At 71.4% G+C, this 22,955-nt stretch carries 18 protein-coding genes; 9 read left to right on the top strand and 9 right to left on the bottom strand.

Annotation, left to right across the window (positions count from 1 at the left end; translation table 11 throughout):
• Positions 1–78 precede the first annotated feature (78 nt).
• Entirely contained in the window at positions 79–816 is a 738-nt protein-coding gene (locus ACFQ79_RS28045; protein ID WP_383588635.1) for a prepilin peptidase, read from the top strand.
• 408 nt (positions 817–1,224) lie between these two features.
• On the opposite strand, the gene mgrA is transcribed toward ACFQ79_RS28045, so the two are convergent.
• Positions 1,225–2,262: an L-glyceraldehyde 3-phosphate reductase gene (gene mgrA / locus ACFQ79_RS28040; RefSeq protein ID WP_383588632.1), complete on the bottom strand. Its 1,038-nt coding sequence runs from the start codon at positions 2,260–2,262 to the stop codon at positions 1,225–1,227.
• 128 nt (positions 2,263–2,390) lie between these two features.
• Here mgrA and ACFQ79_RS28035 point away from each other — a divergent pair, with 128 nt between their 5' ends.
• The 5 genes from ACFQ79_RS28035 to ACFQ79_RS28015 all read left to right on the top strand — a co-directional run bounded on the left by ACFQ79_RS28035 (position 2,391) and on the right by ACFQ79_RS28015 (position 8,225).
• Complete coding sequence (locus ACFQ79_RS28035; RefSeq protein WP_383588629.1) at positions 2,391–3,152, top strand: isoprenyl transferase; 762 nt, start codon at positions 2,391–2,393, stop codon at positions 3,150–3,152.
• Positions 3,153–3,468: 316 nt separating this feature from the next.
• A complete protein-coding gene (locus ACFQ79_RS28030) occupies positions 3,469–4,794 on the top strand; it encodes a PhoH family protein (RefSeq protein WP_266968856.1) in 1,326 nt (441 codons plus the stop codon).
• Between the two features lie 376 nt (positions 4,795–5,170).
• On the top strand, positions 5,171–5,884 hold the full coding sequence (locus ACFQ79_RS28025) for a transglycosylase SLT domain-containing protein (RefSeq protein ID WP_383588625.1): 714 nt from the start codon (positions 5,171–5,173) through the stop codon (positions 5,882–5,884).
• A 137-nt stretch (positions 5,885–6,021) separates the two neighbouring features.
• A complete protein-coding gene (locus ACFQ79_RS28020; protein ID WP_383588622.1) occupies positions 6,022–7,542 on the top strand; it encodes an AI-2E family transporter in 1,521 nt (506 codons plus the stop codon).
• Positions 7,539–8,225, top strand: coding sequence for a hypothetical protein (locus tag ACFQ79_RS28015; RefSeq protein WP_383588619.1), 687 nt, complete (start codon positions 7,539–7,541; stop codon positions 8,223–8,225). The genes ACFQ79_RS28020 and ACFQ79_RS28015 overlap by 4 nt, the downstream gene beginning before the upstream one ends.
• A gap of 116 nt (positions 8,226–8,341) precedes the next feature.
• On the opposite strand, the gene ACFQ79_RS28010 is transcribed toward ACFQ79_RS28015, so the two are convergent.
• Complete coding sequence (locus tag ACFQ79_RS28010) at positions 8,342–8,881, bottom strand: alkyl hydroperoxide reductase (RefSeq protein ID WP_015035886.1); 540 nt, start codon at positions 8,879–8,881, stop codon at positions 8,342–8,344.
• A 6-nt stretch (positions 8,882–8,887) separates the two neighbouring features.
• Positions 8,888–9,442: a peroxiredoxin gene (locus ACFQ79_RS28005; RefSeq protein ID WP_024758658.1), complete on the bottom strand. Its 555-nt coding sequence runs from the start codon at positions 9,440–9,442 to the stop codon at positions 8,888–8,890.
• 150 nt (positions 9,443–9,592) lie between these two features.
• Between ACFQ79_RS28005 and ACFQ79_RS28000 the strand changes: the two genes are divergently transcribed.
• Complete coding sequence (locus tag ACFQ79_RS28000) at positions 9,593–10,528, top strand: hydrogen peroxide-inducible genes activator (protein WP_383588616.1); 936 nt, start codon at positions 9,593–9,595, stop codon at positions 10,526–10,528.
• Between the two features lie 112 nt (positions 10,529–10,640).
• Here ACFQ79_RS28000 and ACFQ79_RS27995 read toward each other — a convergent pair whose 3' ends face one another.
• Genes ACFQ79_RS27995 through ACFQ79_RS27985 form a run of 3 tightly spaced genes read right to left on the bottom strand, consistent with a single transcriptional unit; the run spans position 10,641 to position 14,214 of the window.
• Positions 10,641–13,013 carry an FtsX-like permease family protein gene (locus tag ACFQ79_RS27995; RefSeq protein WP_383588613.1) on the bottom strand — a complete coding sequence of 791 codons (2,373 nt, stop codon included), beginning with the start codon at positions 13,011–13,013 and terminating at the stop codon, positions 10,641–10,643.
• Complete coding sequence (locus ACFQ79_RS27990; RefSeq protein ID WP_383588610.1) at positions 13,010–13,693, bottom strand: ABC transporter ATP-binding protein; 684 nt, start codon at positions 13,691–13,693, stop codon at positions 13,010–13,012. Before ACFQ79_RS27990 ends, ACFQ79_RS27995 begins: the two co-directional genes overlap by 4 nt.
• Complete coding sequence (locus tag ACFQ79_RS27985) at positions 13,690–14,214, bottom strand: PadR family transcriptional regulator (RefSeq protein WP_362557704.1); 525 nt, start codon at positions 14,212–14,214, stop codon at positions 13,690–13,692. Before ACFQ79_RS27985 ends, ACFQ79_RS27990 begins: the two co-directional genes overlap by 4 nt.
• A gap of 279 nt (positions 14,215–14,493) precedes the next feature.
• Here ACFQ79_RS27985 and ACFQ79_RS27980 point away from each other — a divergent pair, with 279 nt between their 5' ends.
• Positions 14,494–16,716 carry a transglycosylase domain-containing protein gene (locus ACFQ79_RS27980; protein WP_383588606.1) on the top strand — a complete coding sequence of 741 codons (2,223 nt, stop codon included), beginning with the start codon at positions 14,494–14,496 and terminating at the stop codon, positions 16,714–16,716.
• A gap of 135 nt (positions 16,717–16,851) precedes the next feature.
• Here the strand turns inward: ACFQ79_RS27980 and ACFQ79_RS27975 are convergent, their stop codons facing one another.
• The 3 genes from ACFQ79_RS27975 to ACFQ79_RS27965 all read right to left on the bottom strand — a co-directional run bounded on the left by ACFQ79_RS27975 (position 16,852) and on the right by ACFQ79_RS27965 (position 21,275).
• Complete coding sequence (locus ACFQ79_RS27975; RefSeq protein WP_383588604.1) at positions 16,852–18,816, bottom strand: SpoIIE family protein phosphatase; 1,965 nt, start codon at positions 18,814–18,816, stop codon at positions 16,852–16,854.
• 311 nt (positions 18,817–19,127) lie between these two features.
• A complete protein-coding gene (locus tag ACFQ79_RS27970; protein ID WP_383588601.1) occupies positions 19,128–19,793 on the bottom strand; it encodes a DUF402 domain-containing protein in 666 nt (221 codons plus the stop codon).
• Positions 19,794–19,865: 72 nt separating this feature from the next.
• Positions 19,866–21,275 carry a class II fumarate hydratase gene (locus ACFQ79_RS27965; protein ID WP_383588598.1) on the bottom strand — a complete coding sequence of 470 codons (1,410 nt, stop codon included), beginning with the start codon at positions 21,273–21,275 and terminating at the stop codon, positions 19,866–19,868.
• 106 nt (positions 21,276–21,381) lie between these two features.
• Here ACFQ79_RS27965 and ACFQ79_RS27960 point away from each other — a divergent pair, with 106 nt between their 5' ends.
• Positions 21,382–22,920 (top strand): ricin-type beta-trefoil lectin domain protein, encoded by a 1,539-nt coding sequence (locus ACFQ79_RS27960; protein WP_383588595.1) that lies wholly within the window; start codon positions 21,382–21,384, stop codon positions 22,918–22,920.
• Positions 22,921–22,955: the final 35 nt, after the last annotated feature.

Raw genomic sequence — 22,955 nt, 5'->3', positions numbered from 1 at the left:
TCCGCCTTGCGATCCACGGCGCCAGACCCCGCTCCCTGATCCGGCCCGATCGACAAGACATCCCCTAGGGTCGGCTCCGTGTACGTCACGACGATCACCCTCGCCGCCCTCTGGGGCGCCGCCGTCGGTCTGCTCGTGCCGCGCGCCGCGTACCGGCTCGCCGTGGCCTTCGAGGAGCCGTGGCGCGACCGCTGCCCCGTCGGACACGTGCTCGTGGGGCCCGCGCGCGGCTGGCTCGGCGGGCCGGGGCGGCGGGACTGCGCGACGACCGGAAGCCCGCACACGGCACCGCTGCTCACCGCCCTCGTCTGCGCCGTGCTCGCCGCCGCCACCGGCGGGCCCCGGCCCGAGCTGGCGGTCTGGCTGCTCGGCGCGCCCTTCGCCGTGCTCCTCGCCACCGTCGACGCGCGCGTGCACCGGCTTCCGGACGCCCTCACCCTGCCGCTCGCCGCCGCGGTGCCGCTGCTCCTCGGTGTCGCCGAGGTCCTGCCGTACGACGCGGGGTCCTGGCTCCACGCGCTGCTGGGCGCGCTCGCGCTCGGCGGCGCCTATCTGGTGCTCCATCTGATCAACCCGGGCCAGCTCGGTCTGGGCGACGTCAAGCTGGCACTGCCGCTCGGCGCGGCTCTCGGCTGGTACGGCTGGGGCGTGCTCTTCACCGGGGCGTTCGCGGGGTTCCTGCTCGGCGCGGTGTACGGCCTCGGGCTCGTCCTCCTGCGCCGCGCCGACCGCTCCTCGGCGATCCCCTTCGGCCCGTTCATGCTCGCGGGCGGGCTGCTCGGGCTTCTGCTCGGCGCGTTCACCGCGCTTCCGTGAACCCCGTGCCCGCCGGTCACCGGCTCGTCGCCCGCCGTGACGGCAGCGGCCCGCCTCTCCGTGCTTCCGAGGCCTGACCTGCCGGAAGACCGTCCCGGGCGGCTGCCCTCGTCAACGTGGCGCCCGGCCCGGGCGGTCCCTCTTGGGAGGGACGGAACTCCGCCGCCGCGCCGGGGCGCAAACCCGCCACAGGGCCTTGAATCCCTTGTCCCGACTGGGATCCGGCGAATTCGCCGAGGTTCGTTCGGCGTACCTGGCGCGCAACACGACTAACGAAGGGTTATGGTGGAAACCCCCCCTCGGGCCGGTCCGTATCCCCCCCACGGACCGGCCCGTTTTTCTTTCCCGGATCCCCCCGGGGCCTGCCCCGGATCCCCTCAGGGCCCGCCCCCGGTCACTCCGGACGCGTCAGCCCCGGCCGGCCCAGATGTTCGTGCCCTCGGTGTCCACGGCGAACGAGTCGATCTCCACCAGCTCGTCGGAGGTCAGCGGCGCGGCCGCGAGAGCCGCCACGTTCTCCTCCAGCTGGGCGACGCTGGACGCGCCGATCAGGGCCGAGGTCATCCGCTCGTCGCGCAGCACCCACGACAGCGCCAGCTGCGCCAGCGACTGCCCGCGCCGGCCCGCGATGTCCGCGAGACCGCGCAGTCGCCGCAGCACCTCGTCGGAGAGCAGGTTCGGGTCGAGGGACTTGCCCTGGGTGGCCCGCGAGCCCTCCGGGATGCCCTTCAGGTACTTGTTGGTGAGCAGCCCCTGCGCCAGCGGCACGAAGGAGATGCAGCCCATGCCGGCCGCCTCCAGCGTGTCGAGGAGACCGTCCTCCTCGGTCCAGCGGTTGATCATCGAGTACGAGGGCTGGTGGATGAGGGCCGGGACACCCATCTCACGCAGGATCCGCGCGGCCTCGGCGGTCTGCTCGCTGTTGTACGAGGAGACACCCACGTACAGCGCCTTGCCCTGCTGGACGGCGGAGGCCAGGGCCCCCATCGTCTCCTCGAGCGGGGTGTGCGGGTCGAAGCGGTGCGAGTAGAAGATGTCGACGTAGTCGAGGCCCATCCGGTTCAGGGAGGCGTCGAGCGAGGACAGCAGGTACTTGCGGGAGCCCCACTCGCCGTACGGGCCGGGGTGCATCTCGTACCCGGCCTTGGTGGAGATGATCAGCTCGTCGCGGTAGGGCGCGAAGTCCTGGGCGAAGAGCTTGCCGAAGTTCAGCTCGGCGGAGCCGGGCGGCGGCCCGTAGTTGTTCGCCAGGTCGAAGTGGGTGACGCCGAGGTCGAAGGCGCGGCGCAGGATCGCGCGCTGGGTGTCGAGCGCGCGGTCGTCGCCGAAGTTGTGCCAGAGGCCGAGGGAGATCGCGGGAAGCTTGAGGCCGCTGCGGCCCGAGCGGCGGTACTCCATGGAGTCATAGCGGTCCGCGGAGGCGCGGTACAGGGGGGAATCAGTCACGTATCTCTGCTTATCACGGACTTGTGACAGTCCCGGGCTGGGAGCCTGTCGCCCGTCCGCAGTAGTGTGGCGGCTTGCGGACCGCCGCGGCACGGCGGGCCTGCCGCTGCATGGAGAGGTAAAGAACAGTGAACCTGCGCGACCTGGTGTACGGGCTCTACGCACGCCGGGTGGAAGGCCGCCTCGACCATGCCCAGGTGCCCAAGCACATCGGGGTCATCCTCGACGGGAACCGCCGCTGGGCCAAGGCCTCCGGCGGGACGCCCGAGCAGGGCCACAAGGCAGGCGCGGACAAGATCCAGGAGCTCCTCGGCTGGTGTGCCGAGACCGACGTCGAGGTCGTCACGCTCTGGATGCTCTCCACGGACAACCTGAACCGGCCCGAGGAGCAGCTGGTCCCGCTGCTCGGCATCATCGAGAACGCCGTGCGGGCGCTCGCCGCCGACGGCCGCTGGCGCGTCCACCACGTCGGCACGATGGACCTGCTGCCCGCCCGTACGCAGTCGGTGCTCAAGGAGGCCGAGCAGGCCACCCACGACAACACGGGGATACTCGTGAACGTGGCCGTGGGCTACGGCGGCCGGCAGGAGATCGCGGACGCGGTGCGCTCGCTGCTCCTGGAGCACGCGGAGCGCGGTACGAGCTTCGAGGAGCTCGCCGAGATCGTCGACGTCGAGCACATCTCGGAGCACCTCTACACGCGGGGCCAGCCCGACCCGGACCTGGTGATCCGCACCAGCGGCGAGCAGCGGCTGTCCGGATTCATGCTGTGGCAGAGCGCCCATTCCGAGTACTACTTCTGTGAAGTGCACTGGCCGGCCTTCCGTAAGGTCGACTTCCTGCGGGCCCTGCGCGACTACGCCGCCCGGCACCGGCGTTACGGAACCTGATTCCGGGCACGGAAGGTCCCCGGAGCACCCCGGGGACCCGATCGGAACCGATCACCTCGTGTTCACGAACACGTCGTCATATGCCATGGCATGGCAGAGCCTGTTAGAGGGCATATCCCTGGTGAAGTGAGCGGCACGGAGACCGCCACCCGGGAGGCCCCTTGCACCAGGACGACCGTGCGGGACACGTACGGGAGAAGCGGAGGGCCGTGGTTCGGCCCGTGCACGGCGGCCCGAACCCGGTCCCATTCCGCAGCGACACCGGTTCCGTCGCACCCCGACCTCACAGGGGTCTTCCGAGGGGGTCTGTCCTTCCGTGGTGACCAGCACGAAGCGCCGCCTTTCCGACCGGCGCACCTATGTTCTCGACACCAGCGTCCTGCTGGCCGACCCCAACGCCATGTCGCGCTTCGAGGAGCACGAGGTGGTGCTCCCGATCGTCGTGGTGACGGAGCTCGAGGCCAAGCGGCACCATCCCGAACTCGGGTACTTCGCCCGGCAGGCCCTGCGCCTCCTGGACGACTTCCGGGTCCGGTACGGGCGCCTGGACGCCCCGCTCCCCATCGGGGAGCTGGGCGGCACCCTGCGTGTCGAACTCAACCATTCCGACCCCGGCGTACTGCCCGCCGGCTACAGGTTGGGGGACAACGACTCACGGATCCTCGCGGTCGCGCGCAACCTCCAGGCGGAGGGGTACGACGTCACGGTCGTCTCCAAGGACCTGCCGCTGCGCATCAAGGCCTCGTCGGTCGGGCTCCTCGCCGAGGAGTACCGCGCCGAACTGGCCATCACGGACGCCAACGGCTGGACCGGGATGTCCGAGCTGGCGCTCTCCGGCGAGCAGGTGGACCTGCTCTACGACCAGGAGTCGCTGTATGTGCCGGAGGCCGCCGAGCTTCCGGTCCACACGGGCCTGGTGCTCCAGTCCGAGCGGGGCAAGGCGCTCGGCCGGGTCACCGCCGAGGGGAACGTACGGCTGGTCCGCGGCGACCGGGAGGCCTTCGGGCTCCGTGGCCGCAGCGCCGAGCAGCGGATCGCGCTGGATCTGCTCCTCGACCCGGACGTCGGCATCATCTCCATGGGCGGCCGGGCCGGCACCGGCAAGTCCGCGCTCGCGCTCTGCGCGGGCCTTGAGGCGGTCCTGGAGCGCCGTCAGCACCAGAAGGTGATGGTCTTCCGTCCGCTGTACGCGGTCGGCGGCCAGGAGCTCGGCTACCTGCCGGGCAGCGAGGCGGAGAAGATGAGCCCGTGGGCTCAGGCCGTCTTCGACACGCTGTCCTCGGTCGCGAGCCGTGAGGTGGTGGAGGAGGTCCTCGGCCGCGGGATGCTGGAGGTCCTGCCGCTCACCCACATCCGGGGCCGTTCGCTCCACGACGCGTTCGTCATCGTGGACGAGGCCCAGTCCCTGGAGCGGAACGTCCTGTTGACCGTTCTGTCCCGAATCGGGGCGAATTCGCGGGTCGTTCTGACCCATGATGTCGCCCAGCGGGACAACCTCAGGGTCGGCCGCTACGACGGAGTCGTCGCCGTGGTCGAGAAACTGAAGGGGCATCCGCTCTTCGCCCATGTCACCCTCACCCGCTCCGAGCGCTCCCAGATCGCGGCGCTCGTGACGGAGATGCTGGAGGACGGTCAGATCTGACCCGATTCGTACGCGTCCGTACGCGTACGGAAGTTGGCGCCGCCCGGCAGAGCGCAGGAGCTTAGCCGGGCGGCGCCCCCATGTCCGCCTTATCTTCGAAAACACCTGCCCCCGCCCAGGTGTGAGCTTTCACACGCAACGCAGAATTGCCTTGCGGTGTCGCCGTCCGGCAGAGTCTTGCTTCCGTCAGGCCCCGCATACGGCACCCGTGCACCTCCAGGCGCACAAGCACCACATAACTCCACAGTCGTTCGCCGTATGCCGCCCACAGCACCACGGGCCCGTGTCTTCTGTGACCGTGTACGTCGGAGACCAGCGCCAGGGGCACGATTTCGGCCGCGTGGTCACCTGTGCGGGCGTGCTGGAAGGAAACCGTGTGAGCCGGATCTCGGTCCGGGGATTCGCGGTGGCTTCGGCCACTGCGGTCACCACCGTCGGCGCCGTCATGGGCGTTGCGTCGGGTAACGCCGCTCAGTCCTCGGACGACAACTTCGAGGCCACCGCGGCCGACACGACGCTGCTCGCGGACATTCCCGTGGGCGAGCAGGCCCAGGTACAGGTCTCGTCCCTCTCGGAGCAGGCCGATGTCCAGGCCGCCGCTGCCGACTCCGTCGCCAAGAAGTCCGCGGAGGAGACCGCTCGTCTCCGCGCCGCCAAGGACGCCGAGGCGAAGAAGGAGGCGGCCGACAAGGCCGCCGCCGAGGAGAAGGCCGAGAAGGAGCGCAAGGAGGCGGAGGAGGAGCGCGCCAGTCGTTCCGCCGTCCGCGACGCCTCGTCCTTCAGCGCGCAGGGCTCGTACTCCGTCTCCGAGGTCAAGGCGATCGCCCGCCAGATGGTCCCGGCCTCGCAGTTCCAGTGCTTCAGCAACATCGTGGACCACGAGTCCACCTGGAACTACAAGGCCGTCAACCCGGGTTCGGGTGCCTACGGTCTCGTCCAGGCGCTCCCGGGCAACAAGATGGCCAGCGCGGGCGCCGACTGGCAGACCAACCCGGCCACCCAGATCAAGTGGGGCCTCAACTACATGAACGACCGCTACGGCAGCCCGTGCGGTGCCTGGTCGTTCTGGCTGTCCCACCGCTGGTACTAGTACGGCGTGCTCAACTTCGGGGAGCCCCTCACCGTCCTACGGTGAGGGGCTCCTTGCGTGTAGTTTCGAAGGTCCACGGCCTCCGGGGGAACGATGGGGAAACGGTGGGAAAGAGCGAGCGGGGGATGAGGAAAGCGATGTCGAGAGTGCCAGGGTGGCTGGGACGGCTGGGCGAGGGCCTGAGCCGCATGGGTGAGCGCCTCGACGAGCGCCGTGCCGAGGCGGAGCGTGAGGAACCGCTCGACCCGCCGTACGAGGACCCGCAGGAGCGGCGTCCGGCCGACGAGGCCCCCGCTGCCGGGGAAGTGAACGGAACGGGCGGCGGAGCCGGTACCGGTACCGGAGGCACGGCAGGGTCCGGGGCGGTCGCCGTCGCCGTGCCCCCGCGCCCCGACGTGGACCCGGACACCGCCGCACCGCTCCCGGCGCCGGCCGCCGGCCCGTCCGGCGAGCCCGGCCGCTCCGTCCCCGCGCCCCCCTCGTACGCGCCGGCCGTCGCCGCCCGGCCCGACCCCGCCGCCGCGATCCCGTGGGGCATGCGGGTGGCCGCCGAGGCGAGTTGGCGCCTGCTCGTCTTCGCCGGCACCGTCTGGGTGCTGATGAAGGTGATCAGCTCCGTCCAGCTGGTCGTCCTCGCGTTCGTCGCCGCGCTCCTCATCACCGCCCTGCTCCAGCCCACCGTGGCCATGCTGCGCAGGAAGGGCCTGCCGCGCGGGCTCGCCACCGCCGTCACCGCCGTCTCCGGCTTCGTCGTGATGGGTCTGGTCGGCTGGTTCGTGGTCTGGCAGGTGATGGACAACATCGACAACCTGACCGACCGGGTCAAGGACGGCATCGAGGAGCTCAAGCGCTGGGCCCTCGACAGCCCGTTCCATGTGACCGAGCGCCAGATCAACGACATCGCGAAGAACCTCAGCGACACCATCGGCGCCAACGCCGAGCAGATCACCTCCGTCGGCCTGCAGGGCGTCGCCGTCTTCGTCGAGGCGATGACCGGCATCCTGCTCGCCATGTTCTCGACGCTCTTCCTGCTGTACGACGGGAAGAAGGTCTGGGAGTGGACGCTCAAGCTGGTCCCCGCCCAGGCCCGGCCCGGCGTCGCGGGCGCGGGTCCGCGCGCCTGGCGCACCCTCACCGCCTATGTGCGGGGCACGGTGCTCGTCGCCCTCATCGACGCGGTCTTCATCGGCCTCGGTCTGTGGTTCCTCGACGTGCCGATGGCCGTACCGCTCGCCGTCTTCATCTTCCTGTTCGCCTTCATCCCGCTCGTCGGCGCGGTCGTCTCCGGCGCCCTCGCGGTCGTCGTCGCCCTCGTCACCAACGGGCCGTTCACCGCGCTCATGGTGCTGGTCGTGGTCCTCGCCGTACAGCAGATCGAGGGCCATGTGCTCCAGCCCTTCATCCTCGGACGCGCGGTGCGGGTCCACCCGCTGGCCGTCGTCCTCGCGGTCGCGGCCGGCGGTCTGACCGCCGGCATCGGCGGCGCCGTGGTCGCGGTCCCCCTGGTCGCCGTCGTCAACACGGTGGTCGGTTACCTTCGCGCGTACAGCACCGAACAGGCGCTGCGCAGCGCGCCGGAGCCTCGCGGGGCGACCGCCTACGAGGTGGCGCCGACGCCGGCACCGGGTTCGCTCGCGGCCACGGGGGACGGCAAGTGATATCGGAGCCGGAGCTCGACGGGGACAGTTCGTACGAGAGCGCCGAGGTGCTGACGGAGGAGCGGGCGCCGCGCCCGCCCAGGACCCGCCGCCCCTGGCTGTGGGCGCTCGGCGGCGCGGTGGCGGCGTCGGCGGTGTGGGGTGGGGCGATCTACGCGGTCCAGCGGGGCGAGGAGCCGGGGCCGGACCTCGCCGGGTACGCGCCCGTGGTCAGGGAGGAGCAACTCTGCGAGCTCGCGAAGCTCAAGGCGCTGGGCGGCATCCTGGGCAAGCGGAACGTGGACGGGAACGGCCCCGTGATGGACGAGCCGGCGATCAGCGAGGCCTCCTGCTCGGCCGGCTTCGGCCCGGAGGAGGCGAGCCAGACCGTCGAGGTGAAGTACACGCTCCACAAGGTGATCGACCCCGCTCACGAGTTCGAGGCCAGGGCCCGCCAGGACGGCGTCCTGCGGCGGATCGACGGGATCGGCGAGCAGGCCTGGTTCGACGACGCGAGCGGGCAGGGCGGGACGCTCTGGATCCTGGACGGCCAGGCCGAGATCCAGCTCACGCTGTACTGGCAGGTTCCCTACGACGAGTCGGGCAACCCGATCGACGACGCCGTCGAGCAGCCGGACCTCTCCGGGATCGACGTCCCGATGTCCCAGGACGCGCTCGCCCTCATGGCCGCGCTCAAGAAGTGACCGCGCCGAGGAAATGACCGCGCTCACGGAGTGACCGCCCCGGGGCGCGACCCTCCGGACGCGGCGAAAGGGCCCCGGGGCGCGAAGCCCCGGGGCCCTTCTCGTGCTGCGGCGCCCTACTCGGCGGAGGCGAGGACCGCTTCCGCGTCGAGGGTGACGCCGACCGCCTGGATCACCGCGGCGATCTTGACGGCCTCCTGGATCGTGGCGCGGTCGACACCGGCCTGGCGCAGGACCTGCTCGTGCGAGTCGAGGCACTGGCCGCAGCCGTTGATCGCGGACACCGCCAGCGACCACAGCTCGAAGTCGACCTTCTCGACGCCCGGGTTGCCGATGACGTTCATCCGCAGACCGGCGCGCATCGTCCCGTACTCGGGGTCCGACAGCAGGTGCCGGGTCCGGTAGAAGACGTTGTTCATCGCCATGATCGCGGCGGCGGACTTGGCCGCCTGGTACGCCTCGGGCTTCAGGTTGGCCTGGGCCTCGGGCTCCAGCTCCTTGAGCACCTTCGGCGAGCGCGAGGCGATCGCGCAGGCGAGGACGGTGCCCCAGAGCTGCTGCTGGGGCAGCTCGCTGTTGCCGATGACCGAACCGAGGTTCAGCTTCAGGTCCTTGGCGAAGTCCGGTATGGCGGACTTCAGTTCGTCGAGAGCCATGTCAGATCACTCGCCCGACAGGAGCGCGGCGGCGTCGAGGGTGCCCTCGCCCTTGTTCCAGTTGCAGGGGCACAGCTCGTCGGTCTGCAGGGCGTCGAGGACCCGCAGGACCTCCTTGGGGTTACGGCCGACGGAGCCGGCGGTCACCATGGTGAACTGGATCTCGTTGTTCGGGTCCACGATGAAGACGGCACGCTGGGCGAAGCCGTCCTCGCCGCGCACGCCGCAGTCGCTCATGAGCTCGTGCTTGGAGTCGGCCAGCATCGGGAAGGGCAGGTCACGCAGGTCGGCGTGGTCCTTGCGCCAGGCGTGGTGCACGAACTCGGAGTCGCCGGAGACGCCGAGGATCTGGGCGTCGCGGTCCGCGAACTCGTCGTTCAGCTTGCCGAACGCGGCGATCTCGGTGGGGCAGACGAAGGTGAAGTCCTTCGGCCAGAAGAACACCACGCGCCACTTGCCCTCGTAGGCCTTGTGGTCGATCTGCTCGAACTCCTTGCCGCTCTCCAGCGACACGCAGGCGGTCAGGTCGTAGGTGGGGAACTTGTCACCGACAGTGAGCACGCGCTCTCCTTGCAAACAGGAAGGGTCCCTTTTGGGGTCTTCCGTGGGGGTTGGACGGCTCACAGCATGGCACGGAGTGCATTGATCAGTGAAATAGCTAGAGTGGGTCGTGTTGATCGAAGGTGGTTATCAGTGATCCCGGCACGACGTGTGAAACAGCCCAGCCTGTCCCAGCTCAGAGCCTTCGCGGCGGTCGCGGAGCATCTGCACTTCCGCGATGCGGCGGCCGCCATCGGCATGAGCCAGCCCGCGCTGTCGGGCGCGGTTTCGGCACTCGAAGAGGCACTCGGTGTCCAACTCCTCGAGCGTACGACGAGAAAGGTGCTGCTCTCGCCCGCGGGGGAGCGGCTCGCGGTCCGCGCCCGCGCGGTCCTCGACGCGGTGGCGGAGCTGATGGAGGAGGCGGAGGCGGCCCAGGCGCCGTTCACCGGGGTGCTGCGGCTCGGGGTGATCCCGACGGTCGCGCCGTATCTGCTGCCGACGGTGCTGCGGCTGGTCCACCGGCGCTATCCGGACCTCGACCTCCAGGTCCACGAGGAGCAGACCTCCTCCCTCCTGGAGGGGCTCGCCGCCGGGCGGCTCGACCTGCTGCTGCTCGCCGTGCCGCTCGGGGTGCCCGGGGTCACCGAACTGCCCCTCTTCGACGAGGACTTCGTCCTGGTCACCCCGCAGGGTCATCCGCTGGCCGGGCGGGACGACATTCCGCGCGAGGCCCTCAAGGAGCTGCGGCTGCTCCTCCTCGACGAGGGGCACTGCCTGCGCGACCAGGCGCTCGACATCTGCCGCGAGGCCGGGCGCACGGACGGCGCCGAGGTCACCACCACCGCGGCGGGGCTCGCCACCCTGGTGCAGCTGGTGGCCGGCGGTCTCGGGGTGACCCTGCTGCCGCGTACCGCCGTCACGGTCGAGACCGCCCGGAACAACGCCCTGTGGACCGGGCTGTTCACCGAACCTGCCCCGGCCCGGCGGATCGCGCTCGCGATGCGGACGGGCGCGGCCCGGCACGCCGAGTTCGAGGAACTGGCGGCGGAGCTGCGGGGCGCGATGAGGGGCCTTCCGGTGCGGGTGCTGGACGGGGGCACCTGAGCCCGGGACCCGCCGGTACGAGGGAGGGGCCGGTACGAGGGAGGGGCGGCGGTTCCCGAGACCCCCCGGCATCAGGAACCGCCGCCCTCTCCTCGTACATCCGCCCGGAGGGTTACTCCGTGCGCAGCCCGTCCGCCCGCATCAGGCGCCAGAGGACCGGCATGCTCAGCAGCGTCACGGCCGCGATCAGGCCGAGACCGATCCCGAGGACGGGCAGGAAGACCCACCAGTCCTGGACCTGTTGTCCGCCCATCTTCAGCAGGACGACCCCGAGGCCGGTCCCGCCCGCGACGGCGAGGACCAGACCGAGGACGATCGGCACCGCCGTCTGCCACAGCACCGACCAGCTCAGGGTGGAGCGCCGGGTGCCGAAGGCGACCAGCGAGGACAGCAGCCGCTTGCGGTCCCTGAGCTGCTCCAGGGTCGCGACCAGGAGCGAGGCGGCCACCAGCAGCATCGTCAGGGTGGAGCCGACGAGGATGCCGGTGCGGACGCTGCTGAACGCGGCGTCCCGCTGGGTGTCCGCGAGGGTGCGGACCCAGGACGTCGGGGAGACGGCCTCCGCCGTGTTCCGTACGAGGTCGGCGGCGTCCGGCACGGCCGGGTCGAGCCGGACCATGGCCTGCGCGTCGGGGTCGTCGAGCCGGGCGGCGCCGATCGCCGACGGGGTGGCGAGGACGCCGTACTGGTACCTGCCCGTCGGGTCCGGGCGGGAGTCCACGACCCGGGCGCCCGCGGGGATGCGCCACTGCGGCGGCGGGCCGCCCTCGGCGCGCTTCGGCTCGCTCGGGTGCGGATGCGGGTCGCGCAGGGCGACCGTGGCGCCGGGCCGTGCGGCCCTGGTGACGTAGGAGTCGTCCGGATTGCCCTGCGCGCCGTGCGAGAGGAAGACGAACACGTCGCCGTCCGTGCAGGAGGGCAGCGTGGCGAACTCCGCGAGGGAGGCGCAGTCGCCGACCCTGAGCGAGGTCGTCGGGGCGAACTCCTCGCCCCCCTTCAGGGGGCCGGGACGCCACACATGCGATTCGACGATGCCGGTGACACCGGCGACGCCCTTGGTCCGTTCGAAGCGGTCGATCATCGCGCGGGCCTCGTCGGCGGTCCCGGCGTCGACGCCGACGGCGATCTGGGCGCGGGACACGTCCTCGCCGGTGAACTCGGTGAAGTCGTTCTCCATCGCCTGGAAGAGCATCTGGAGCGCGATCGCGCCCGTCGCCGCGACGACGATGCCGCTGACCGCGCGCGCCGCCGTGCCGCTGCTCAGCTGGAGCCGGCGGACGGCGAGCTGCCAGGCCACCGGGCCCGCGTGCAGCCGCTTCACCCCGGCCTCGACGAGCCACGGCAGCAGGGCGGTCAGACCGATCAGGGCGAGGGTGGTGCCGGTCGCCACGCCCACGGTGTCGAGGCTCGTATCGGTCACCTGGACCTCGCCCATGAGCGGGACGAGCAGGGCGACACCGGCTGCGAGGAGCAGCAGGCGCCACCACAGCCGCCGGCGGCGGGGGGTGGAGGTCCGGACGACCCCGAGCGGCTCGATCACCACGCCGCGCAGCGCGAAGAGGGTGACCACGACCGAGGAGACCGGGACGGTGACGAGGGCGAGCGCGGCGAGCGCGGGCATCGGCACCACGTCGGAGGGGAAGGCGTTGACGTCCCAGATGGTGAACGCCCCGGCGAACTGCCGGGCCACCGCGAAGAGTCCGAGGCCCACCATCAGTCCGAGCAGGGCGCCCGCGAGGGACTCGCCGGCCGCGATCCGCCGGGTCATGGCGGTGTCGGCGCCGACGAGGCGGAGCGCCGCGAGCCGTCGGTCGCGCTGTTCGCCGCCGAAGCGGACGGCGGTGGCGATGAAGACGAGCACGGGCAGGAGCAGGACGACGCAGGCGACGACCACGAGGAGGATCAGGAACGCGTTCATCGGTTCCTCGGGGACCGACCAGCCGTAGCGCACCCCGCGCCCGTCGAAGTTGTCGGTGGTGAGGAAGCCGACGTGGGCGACGTACCGCAGGTCGGCGGGGCCGATGAGTCCGTCCTGCCCGATCGTTCCGGCGACCTCGTAGGGGAGGCGCTCCTTGAGGAGGGCGCCGTCGGGGGAGTCGAGCAGATCGCGGAGCGCGGGGGAGACCAGCATCTCGCCGCGCTCGGGGAACGCCGCCGCGCCCGGCGGGACGGCCGGTCTGTCCCCCTCCGGCGTGAGCAGCAGGCCGCTGATGACGTCGTCCCGGTAGACGGTGGTCCTGCCGAGGTGGAGGAAGGTGTCGGCCCGGGGCGCGGTGACCTGTGCGCTGGCGTCGACGGCGCGGACGGACTCGCGTACCTCCCGCTGGAAGAGCATGTTCGGCAGGGAGGAGGCGAGCAGCAGCAGCGCCACGCCGAAGCCGACCCCGGTCGCGGTGAGCACGGTGCGGAGGAGGCCCGAGCGGCCTCCGGTGACCGCGAACCGGGCCCCGAGGGCCAGGTCGCGGATCCAGGTGCGGAGCGTCATGCCACCCACTCCGCGTCGCGTACGGCCCCGTCGCGTACGACGATCTCGCGGTCCGAGTAGGCGGCGACGCGGGCCTCGTGGGTGACGAGGACGACGGCTGCGCCGGTGTCCCGGGAGGCGTCGGTGAGCAGCTGCATGACCCGCTCGCCGTTGAGGGAGTCGAGTGCGCCGGTCGGCTCGTCGGCGAAGATCACCCGCGGGGCGGTGACGAGCGCGCGGGCGACGGCGACGCGCTGGCCCTGGCCGCCGGATATCTCGCCGGGGCGCTTGTGCGCGGTGTCGTCGACCTCCAGGCGGGCCATCCACTCGGCGGCCCGGGCCTCGGCGGCCTTCCGCTTCTCGCCGTTGAGGCGGAGCGGGAGGGCCACGTTCTCGACGCAGGTCAGCTCGGGGACGAGCTGGCCGAACTGGAAGACGAAGCCGAAGTCGGTACGGCGAAGGGCGCTGCGCGCGGTGTCGGACAGCGCGGTGAGTTCGCGTCCGTCGTAGGTGATCGTGCCCGCGTCGGGGCGCACGATGCCGGCCAGGCAGTGCAGCAGGGTCGACTTGCCGGAGCCGGAGGGTCCCATGATGGCGACGACCTCGCCGGCCCGGAGCGCGAAGGAGGCGCGGGCGAGGGCGGTGGTCGGGCCGTAGGCCTTGTCGAGGCCGGTGGCCGTCAGGAGCGGCGTGGAGCTCATCGGCGGATCTCCTCGGCGAGCCGGTCGAGGCGGGCGGCGGTCAGTTCCAGCCAGCGCAGGTCCGCTTCCAGGTGGAAGAGGGCGTGGTCGCAGATGAGCTGGTCGGCGAGGTCGCCGTCCTTCTTGCGGCGGGTGAGCTCACGCATCAGGCGCAGGTGTTCGGCGCGCTGGGTGTCGAGGAGCTCGGCGGCGCCGCGGCCGGTCAGCAGGGCCAGGACGACCTTGGTGTAGAGCGTCGACTGGAGGTACGGCTCGGGCTTCTCGGGGGTGGTGAGCCACTGGGTGACATCGGTGATGCCCGCCTCGGTGATGGCGTACCGCTTCCGCTCCGGGCCGCCGCCCGCCTCGATGCCGTCGACGACGACGAGGCCGTTCTTCAGGAGCCGGGACATGGTCGAGTAGACCTGGCCGTAGTGCAGCGGCCGGTCGTGGCCGAACTTCTCGTCGAAGGCGCGCTTGAGGTCGTAGCCGTGGCGCGGGCCGGACTCCAGGAGTCCCAGGAGGGTGTGACCGATGGACATGGCGGCCACTGTACACGGGGTGTATACCTGCGATGTATAGCGACTCGCCCCGAGGCGGGGAGGCCAGGTCACAAAGCGGAAGGACTCCCTCACGCAACCATCGGCCCCGCCCGAGCGTCGGTTCCTCTGGGCATGGGTGCTGATTCTCACGTCCGGAAAAGGCGTGATCGGTTGTCCTTTGTCTGCATCGTCGGTGTTAGCTGACTAGCTGAGCCGATCCGGCGCGGGGACGCGGGCCGGGGCACGCCGGGACACACGACGAGCGGAGCGACACGACACATGGGCCGACCGGACAAGAGCAAGGTGAAGAAACGCGGCCTGCGCCGCTTCTTCTCCTGGAAGAAGCTCCTGGGCACCTTCTTCGTGGCCTGCCTGCTCGCCATGGGCGCCCTGTACGTCGTCTACCTCCTGGTCCCCGTCCCGACGGCCAACGCCGAGGCGACGATGCAGAGCAACATCTACAAGTACGCCGACGGCAAGGTCCTCGCCCGCACCGGCAAGATCAACCGCGAGATCGTCGGCCTCGACAAGATCCCCCTGAAGGTCCAGAAGGCGTTCGTCGCCGCGGAGAACAAGACCTTCTACAAGGACAACGGCGTCGACATCAAGGGCACCACCCGCGCCGCCTGGTCCACCATCACCGGCAAGGGCAAGCAGGGTGGTTCGACCATCACCCAGCAGTACGTCAAGAACTACTACCTGAGCCAGGACCAGACCGCGACGCGCAAGCTCAAGGAAATGGTCATCGCCATCAAGGTCGACCAGCAGTCGACCAAGAGCGAGATCCTCGCCGGGTACATGAACACCAGCTTCTACGGCCGCAGCGCCTACGGCATACAGGCCGCGGCCCGCTCGTACTACGGCGTCGACGCCTCCCAGCTCACCACCGCCCAGGGCGCCTACCTCGCCTCGCTGCTCCAGGCGCCCAACCAGTACGACTGGACCTCCGCGAGCACCACCGGCCGCAAGCTCGTCGAGGAGCGGTGGAACTACGTCCTCGACAACATGGTCGGCGAGGGCTGGCTCCCCGAGTCCGAGCGCGCCGCCATGAAGTTCCCCGTCCCGCAGAAGCCCAAGCCCCTCCCCGGCATGGAGGGCCAGACCGGCTACATCGTCGAGGCCGCCAACCAGGAGCTGATGCGCCAGGGCGTCAGCGAGGAGGACATCAAGGCCGGCGGCTGGACGATCACCCTCTCCATCGACCAGAAGCGGCAGAAGGACCTCGTCAAGGCCGTCGACCGGCAGCTGGAGGCCAAGCTCGACCGCAAGGGCGACAAGAAGGACGCCACCGTCCAGGCGGGCGCCACCTCCGTCGACCCGAAGACGGGCGAGGTCGTCGCGATGTACGGCGGCGTCGGCGCCACCGAGCACTGGACGTCCAACGCGACCCGCCGCGACTACCAGCCCGCCTCCACCTTCAAGCCGATCGTCCTCGCCTCCGCCCTCGACAACCGCTCGGTCACCCAGGACGGGCGGGAGATCGGCCTGGGCACGATCTACGACGGCACCAGCAAGCACAAGGTCGTCGGCAGCGACATCCCGTTCGCGCCGGAGAACGAGGACAACCGGAGCTACGGCCCCGTCAGCGTCCAGAAGGCCACCAACAGCTCCATCAACTCCGTCTACGCCCAGATGATCGTGGACGTCGGCCCGGCCAGGACCAAGAAGACCGCCCTCGCCCTCGGCATGAAGGACGGCGCGGACTTCGGCGAGACCCCCGCCATGTCCCTCGGCACCATGGGCGCCTCCACGATGGACATGGCCGGCGTCTACGCCACGCTCGACAACCACGGCAAGAAGGTCACCCCGACCCTCGTCAAGGCCGCCGTGCACAAGGACCGCACGCTCTCGCCCGCCAAGGGGATCGGCGGACAGGTGATCAGCCGCGAGGCCGCCGACACCGTCACCCAGGCCATGACGGGCGTCGTGCAGAACGGTTCCGGCTTCCGTGCCGCGGGCGAGTACGAGGCCGCCGGCAAGACCGGCACCTCCGAGAACAACCGGTCCGCCTGGTTCGTGGGCTACACCCCCGAACTCGTCACCGCCGTCGGCCTCTTCGGCGAGGACGCCAAGGGCAACCAGGTCACCCTCACCGACACCATCAACGCGGGCCGCGCCAACGGTGGCCGCACGCCCGCCCAGATCTGGGGCGACTACACCACCCGCGCCCTCGACGGCGGCTCCGACGCCTCCTTCGACCTGGAGACCGACGGATCGACCGGCTTCGACCCGGACCCGACGCCCACCGGCAGCACCGAGCCCACGGACGAGCCGACGACCACCGAGGAGCCGACGCGGGAGCCGACCACGCGCTCCCCGGACCCGACGCCCCCGCCGACCTCCACGGCCACCACGCCGGCGGAGCCGACGCGCGACCCGGCCACCACGCCGCCGGAGCCCACGACCGCGCCGCCGGTCACACAGGAACCGTCACCGCCGCCGTCGATCGAGCCGCCGGACCCGGACATCAGTCAGGGCAGCACGGACCGCCCGCAGCGGTAGCAGCGGCCGCCCCGGAGCGAGACGAAAGGGCCGGACCCCCAGAGGGGGTCCGGCCCTTCCCGTTGCGCGTACGGCCTTGCGGCGCGGACGTCTTGCGGCGCGTACGGCCTCGCGGCGCCTACGCCCTCGCCGCGGCTACGACTGACTCGGCGTCGCCAGCTCGAACCAGACCACCTTGCCGCCCGAAAGCCGGGTCGCCCCCCACCGTCGCGCCAGCCGGTTCACCAGGAACAGGCCGCGCCCGCCCTCGTCGGTGTCGCGCGCCCGCCGCTGCCGGGGCAGCTGCGGCGAGTCGTCGCCGACCTCGCAGCGCAGCACGTCCGTCCGCAGCAGCCGCAGCGTCACCGGCCGCTCCGCGTACCGCACGGCGTTGGTCACGACCTCGCTGATCAGCAGCTCGACCGAGTCCGTCAGCTCCTCAAGGTCCCAGCGGGCGAGCGCCCGCCGGGCGAGCCGCCGGGCCCGGCCCGGGGCCGCGTCCTCCGGCTCCAGGAACCAGTACGCCACGTCGCTCGGCGCGATGCCGTCGAACCGCGCCGCGAGCAGCGCGATGTCGTCGTCCCGGTCACCGGGACCCAGCATGTCCAGCACGTCGTCGCAGAGCGCCTCCAGCGGCGGCGAGTGGTCCGGCCCGGTCAGCTGCGCCGTCGCCGCGAGGCGCTCCCGCAGCTGCTCGATGCCGGTCCACACGTCCCGCAGCCGGGACTCCACCAGACCGTCCGTGTAGAGCAGCAGCGTGGCACCGGCCGGCGCGTCCAGCTCCACCGCCTCGAAGTCCACACCGCCGACGCCGATCGGGGCCCCCGGGGGCACCCGCAGCACCTCGGCACGGCCGCCCAGGTGGAGGAGTATCGGCGGCGGATGGCCGGCGTTGGCCACGGTGATCCGGTGCGAGACCGGGTCGTACACCGCGTACATGCAGGTCGCCATCCGGTTCTCGCCGAGCCGCTGCGCCTGCTCGTCCAGATGGTGCAGGACCTCCTGCGGCGGCAGGTCGAGCCCGGCCAGGGTCTGCGCGGTCGTGCGCAGCTGGCCCATGATCGCCGCCGAGGTCATCGAGTGGCCCATGACGTCGCCGACGACCAGCGCGACCCGGCTGCCGGGCAGCGGGATCGCGTCGTACCAGTCGCCGCCCACCCGGGCCGTCTCGGCCGCCGGCAGATAGCGCGAGGCCAGCTTGACGCCGGTCGGCTGCGGCAGCGAGTCCGGCAGCATCGTCCGCTGGAGCTCGTCCGCGATGTACGCCTCACGGCCGTACAGCACGGCCTTGTCGATGCCGAGCGCCGTGTGCGTGGCCAGCTGCGCCGCGACGAGCAGGTCGTTCGGCTCGAAGCCGGCCCGCTCGGGGCGGCGCAGGAACACGGCGGCGCCGATCACCCGGCGCCGGCCGCGCAGCGGCGCGAGGACGGCCCGCAGCCCGCCGGGCAGCGGATGCTCGGGGCCGAGGAGTTCGGTCAGCGCGGTCTTGGCGGCGGCGGAGTCGCCGAACACCGGCCGCACCCCGCGCAGGACCTCGGCCAGCGCCCCACCGGACCGCACCTCGCAGAGTTCGGCCGCGGGGGTCGGGTCCGGATCGGGTACGAGGACCAGCTCCTCGCCCTCCAGATCGCTTAACCGCAGCCGGTCCGTGCGGCGCAGTCGCAACACGAACGGCGCGACCGGCCGCTCGTCGCCGACCGGCAGCGGGTCGCGGAGGTAGACGAGGATCTCGTCGGAGAAGGTCGGCACGGTCGCCCGGCACAGACCGAGCACGATCTCGTCCAGGTCGATGCCGCGGGCGATGCGCCGGGTCGCCGCCCCGACGAACCGCAGCTTCTCGCCCTCGCGCCGCGCGACGGTGTCCCCGCCGCGGCCGCCGCCCTGGAGCTGCGCCGACACGGCGACGGCCATGGTGCCGGGGCCGCCGGGGGTCGTGGGCGGCGGAGGCGCGGGCGCGTCCGCGCCCGGGGTCGCGGCGGCCGCCGGGCCCGCCGGTCCGCCCGGCTGTGCGGGCACGTCGGAGGGCAGGCCGGCCGCTGCCTCCTGGCGAGGGCGCGCGCGTTCCTGCGACCGGGCAGCCAGGGGCTGCCGGCCTTCGTGGGAGGTGGGATGCTCCGTCACGCGTGGGATTCCGTCCGTCCGGGCCGGTGGTGCGATGCACTCGCTCTTCTCGCCGATGCCGCGCCTTCGGCGGGGCTAAACCCCTTGTGTGCGGTGGATGTGAAGGCTCCGCGAGCGGCGGCACCAGCGGGGGTCGGAACACCCGGGCAGACGTCCGGCACTGCTCTCCCCCTCGTGGATGACTTCTGGTCAGGTCCTGCGCTGAGTTCGGTCGTTGACGTGCTGCTCGGTCGGTCTGACGTGCCGTTCGGTGCGCCTCTGCCGTGCGGAGGACGATCCTACGTTTGAACCCCGGGGGCGCATCAAGGGTCTCACGGTGCCGTGTGCGCCGGAGTGCGGTCCCAGTCGGCCGGCAGCTCCGGAACCCGCCATGCCGGATCGGGCCGCCAGTTCTCCCAGCCGTCCGAGAACGGCGCCCCCCACGCCTTGATGCGGTCCACCGCCCGCTGCCCGGCACCACGCACGCGTGCGGCCTGTTCCGGACCCATCAGACCGGACCGCTGCGCCTGCGCGAACTCGTCCTCGTCCCGCCACAGCCAGCTGTGGTCGGGGTAGACGGAGATGTCGAGGAAGTGGTCCTCGGAGTCGAATCCGCCGGACCAGCGGACCCGCGGCTCCTCCAGGTTCACGTACCAGCTGCGGAAGCGCCAGCCCCGCTCCCAGAACAACCACACCGACCACGGCTCGCCGGGACGCGCCAGCTTCAGGACTCCGCTGCCGGACCAGCGCGCGCGTTCCGTGGTGCGCGGCGCGGTGTAGCGGGTGGCGAGGGGCTCCTCGTGCACGGGCGTGCCGTCGGCGAGCACCGGGCGGACGCATTCCGTGTCGGGTGCCATCCAGACCGCGAGGAGGTCCGGTGTGTCCTGGACGACCGTCACCGGCCGGCAGATGTGCACGTCTCCGGTGCCGTTGCCGCGGTAGCGCCAGAGGATGTGCTCCCCCGGCGCCCAATGCTGAGAGCCGCCCGATCCTGTCATGCGCAGATCTTAGGGGCGCGCTCCCACGACCGCAGCGGCCTGGATCACGGATGAGTCATCCGAGTACGTCTGTCACGGGCGCGTCATCCGCAGGACGTCCAGCGCCTCGTCCAGCTGCTCGACCGTCAGGTCGCCGCGCTCCACGTACCCGGACTCCAGCACGACCTCGCGGATGGTCTTCCGTTCGGCCAGCGACTTCTTCGCGACCTTGGCGGCCTCCTCGTAGCCGATGTACTTGTTCAGCGGGGTGACCACGGACGGCGAGGACTCGGCGTACTCGCGGGCCCGCTCGACGTTGGCCGTGATCCCGTCGACCGTGCGGTCGGCGAGCAGCCGGGACGCGTTGGCCAGGAGCCGTACGGACTCCAGGAGGTTCTTGGCCATCACCGGCAGCATCACGTTGAGCTCGAAGTTCCCGGCCGCGCCCGCCACCGCCACGGTGGTGTCGTTTCCGGTCACCTGCGCGGCGACCATGAGAACCGCCTCGGGGATCACCGGGTTGACCTTGCCCGGCATGATCGACGAGCCGGGCTGGAGGTCGGGGAGGTTGATCTCGGCGAGGCCGGTGCGCGGTCCGCTGGACATCCAGCGCAGATCGTTGGCGATCTTGGTGAGGGAGACCGCGATCGTACGGAGCTGCCCGGACGTCTCCACCAGGGCGTCCCGGGCGCCCTGCGCCTCGAAGTGGTCGCGGGCCTCGGTCAGCGGCAGGCCGGTCGCGCGGGCGACCTCGGCGATGACGGCCGCGGAGAAGCCGGCCGGGGTGTTGATGCCGGTGCCCACCGCCGTACCGCCGAGGGGGAGTTCGGCGAGCCGGGGGAGTGCGGAACGCAGCCGCTCGGCGCCGTACCTGACCTGCGCCGCGTAGCCGCCGAACTCCTGGCCGAGGGTGACCGGGGTGGCGTCCATGAGGTGGGTGCGGCCGGACTTCACCACCGACGCGAATTCGGCCGATTTTCGCTCAAGGGACGCGGCCAGATGATCGAGGGCGGGGATCAGGTCGCGGGTGACGGCGCCGGTCGCCGCGATGTGGATCGAGGACGGGAAGACGTCGTTGGAGGACTGCGAGGCGTTCACATGGTCGTTGGGGTGGACCTCGCGGCCCTCGGGGAGCCGCTCGGTGGCGAGGGTGGCGATCACCTCGTTGGTGTTCATGTTGGACGAGGTGCCGGAGCCGGTCTGGAAGACGTCCACCGGGAAGTGCTCGTCCCAGCGCCCCTCGGCGACCTCCGCCGCCGCCGAGGCGATGGCCGCGGCGCGGTCCCGGTCGATCACGCCGAGCTCCGCGTTGACCTGGGCGGCGGCGGCCTTGATCCGGGCGAGGGCCTCGATGTGGGCGCGCTCCAGGCGCTGCCCGGAGACCGGGAAGTTCTCCACGGCCCGCTGGGTCTGGGCCCGCCACTTGGCGTGTGAGGGGACCCGCACCTCACCCATGGAGTCGTGCTCGATCCGGTAGCCGTCGGCCTGGTCTGTGTCGTTCATGTTCCTCAACCTCCTATAAAAGATGAGCACTTGTCTTGTTCGATGTATTCCCATCGGGCGTACCGGCCAGTAAAAACCGTGGGTAACCCCACTTCCAGGAGGCGCAATGACGCGCACCAGGTACAGACACCGCTGGCCCATCGCCGTCGTCGTCGCGGCCGCCGCCGCGCTCGGCACGATGACCGCCGCCGCCCCCGCCGGAGCGGCCGGCACGGGCGCCGCCGGCACCACCGCGGTGGCCGCCGCCGTACCGCTCCCGCCCGCCCTCGAGGCGATCCGCGCCGCCGAGGCCACCAGGATCTACGGCAGCCCCGAGGAGCGCCCGCTCGCGCAGCGCAAGACCGGCCTGATCTCGCTCGGCGACAGCGAGATCTCCGGCGAGGGGGTCGGCACCTACGAGTCCCCCACCAACGGTCCCACCAACTGGTGCCACCGCTCGCCCGAGGCCGCCATCCACCGCACCGGAATCCCCGCGGACCTCACGTTCAACGTGTCCTGCTCCGGCGCGTACACCGGGAACATCCGGATCGGCGGCTCGAAGCAGTACGCCGACGAGCTCGTCCAGAGCGACAATCTGGCCGTCAAGGCGCGCAACACCCGGATCAAGATGATCACGCTCGTCGCCGGGGCCAACGACGACCTGCAGTTCGGGCCCGTCATGACCGACTGCGTCCAGCGGTATCTGCTTCTCCAGGGCGCCTGCGAGCCCAAGTACGCGGGCGGCTGGCAGGCCCGTGTCGACGCGCTCGTCCCCAAGGTCGAGCAGACCGTCCGCGACCTCAAGACCGTGATGCGCGACGCCGGTTACGCCGACGGCGACTACAAGCTCGTCGTCATGGGCTACCCCAGCCCCATCGGCCCCGACTTCCGCGACAACCCCGACTTCCCCGGGAAGCTGATCTGCGGCGGACTCGGCTACGACTCCGACACCGTCTGGGGCCGCAACACCGCCGTCCCCGCCTTCGAGCGCGGGATGCGCGCGGCGGCCGCCTCCACCGGCGCCGTCTACCTCGACAACTCGCGGCTCTTCCACGGCCACGAGGTCTGCATGGAGGACACCTGGGCCCGCGGTCTCTACATCGACCTCTCCAAGCCCGGGACCCCGGACGAGAACTCCGTACGGCAGTCCTTCCACCCCAACGCGCGCGGGCACGCCGCCTTCGCGTCCTGCCTCACCCAGATCTACAACTCGGGTGCGCGTGAGGCCGCTTGCGCCGACGTGAACTCCTCGGGCACGCCGACCCTCTTCCCGCTCGCCTGGGACGACGCGTACCAGCCGCTGAGGAACCAGGCGACGGGCAACTGTCTGGACGTCGACGCGGCCACCTCGTCCAACGGCACCGCCGTCCTCGGCTGGGACTGCCACGGCGGCCGCAACCAGGGCTGGTGGTACGACTCCACCCGTCGCACCGTCCACACCCAGCTGACCCAGGACCGCTGCCTGGACGTCCCCGCGTCCGGCTACCAGGCGGGCAAGGCGCTCGTCCTGTGGAACTGCCACGGCGGCGCCAACCAGCGCTTCGTCCGCGACGGCGCCACGGTCCGTCCGGCCGACGCGACCGGCCTCTGCCTCTCCCAGAGCGCGGCGAGGCAGCCGATCAGGCTCCAGACCTGCGACGGCTCGGCGAGCCAGCGGTTCGCGTAGCCGACGGACATCCCGTCAGGACCGTGGCCCCCGTC

Origin of the sequence: Streptomyces sp. NPDC056480, from assembly GCF_042795405.1 — a bacterium.
Lineage (GTDB): Bacteria > Actinomycetota > Actinomycetes > Streptomycetales > Streptomycetaceae > Streptomyces.
This window is presented reverse-complemented; position numbering and strand designations above follow the sequence as displayed.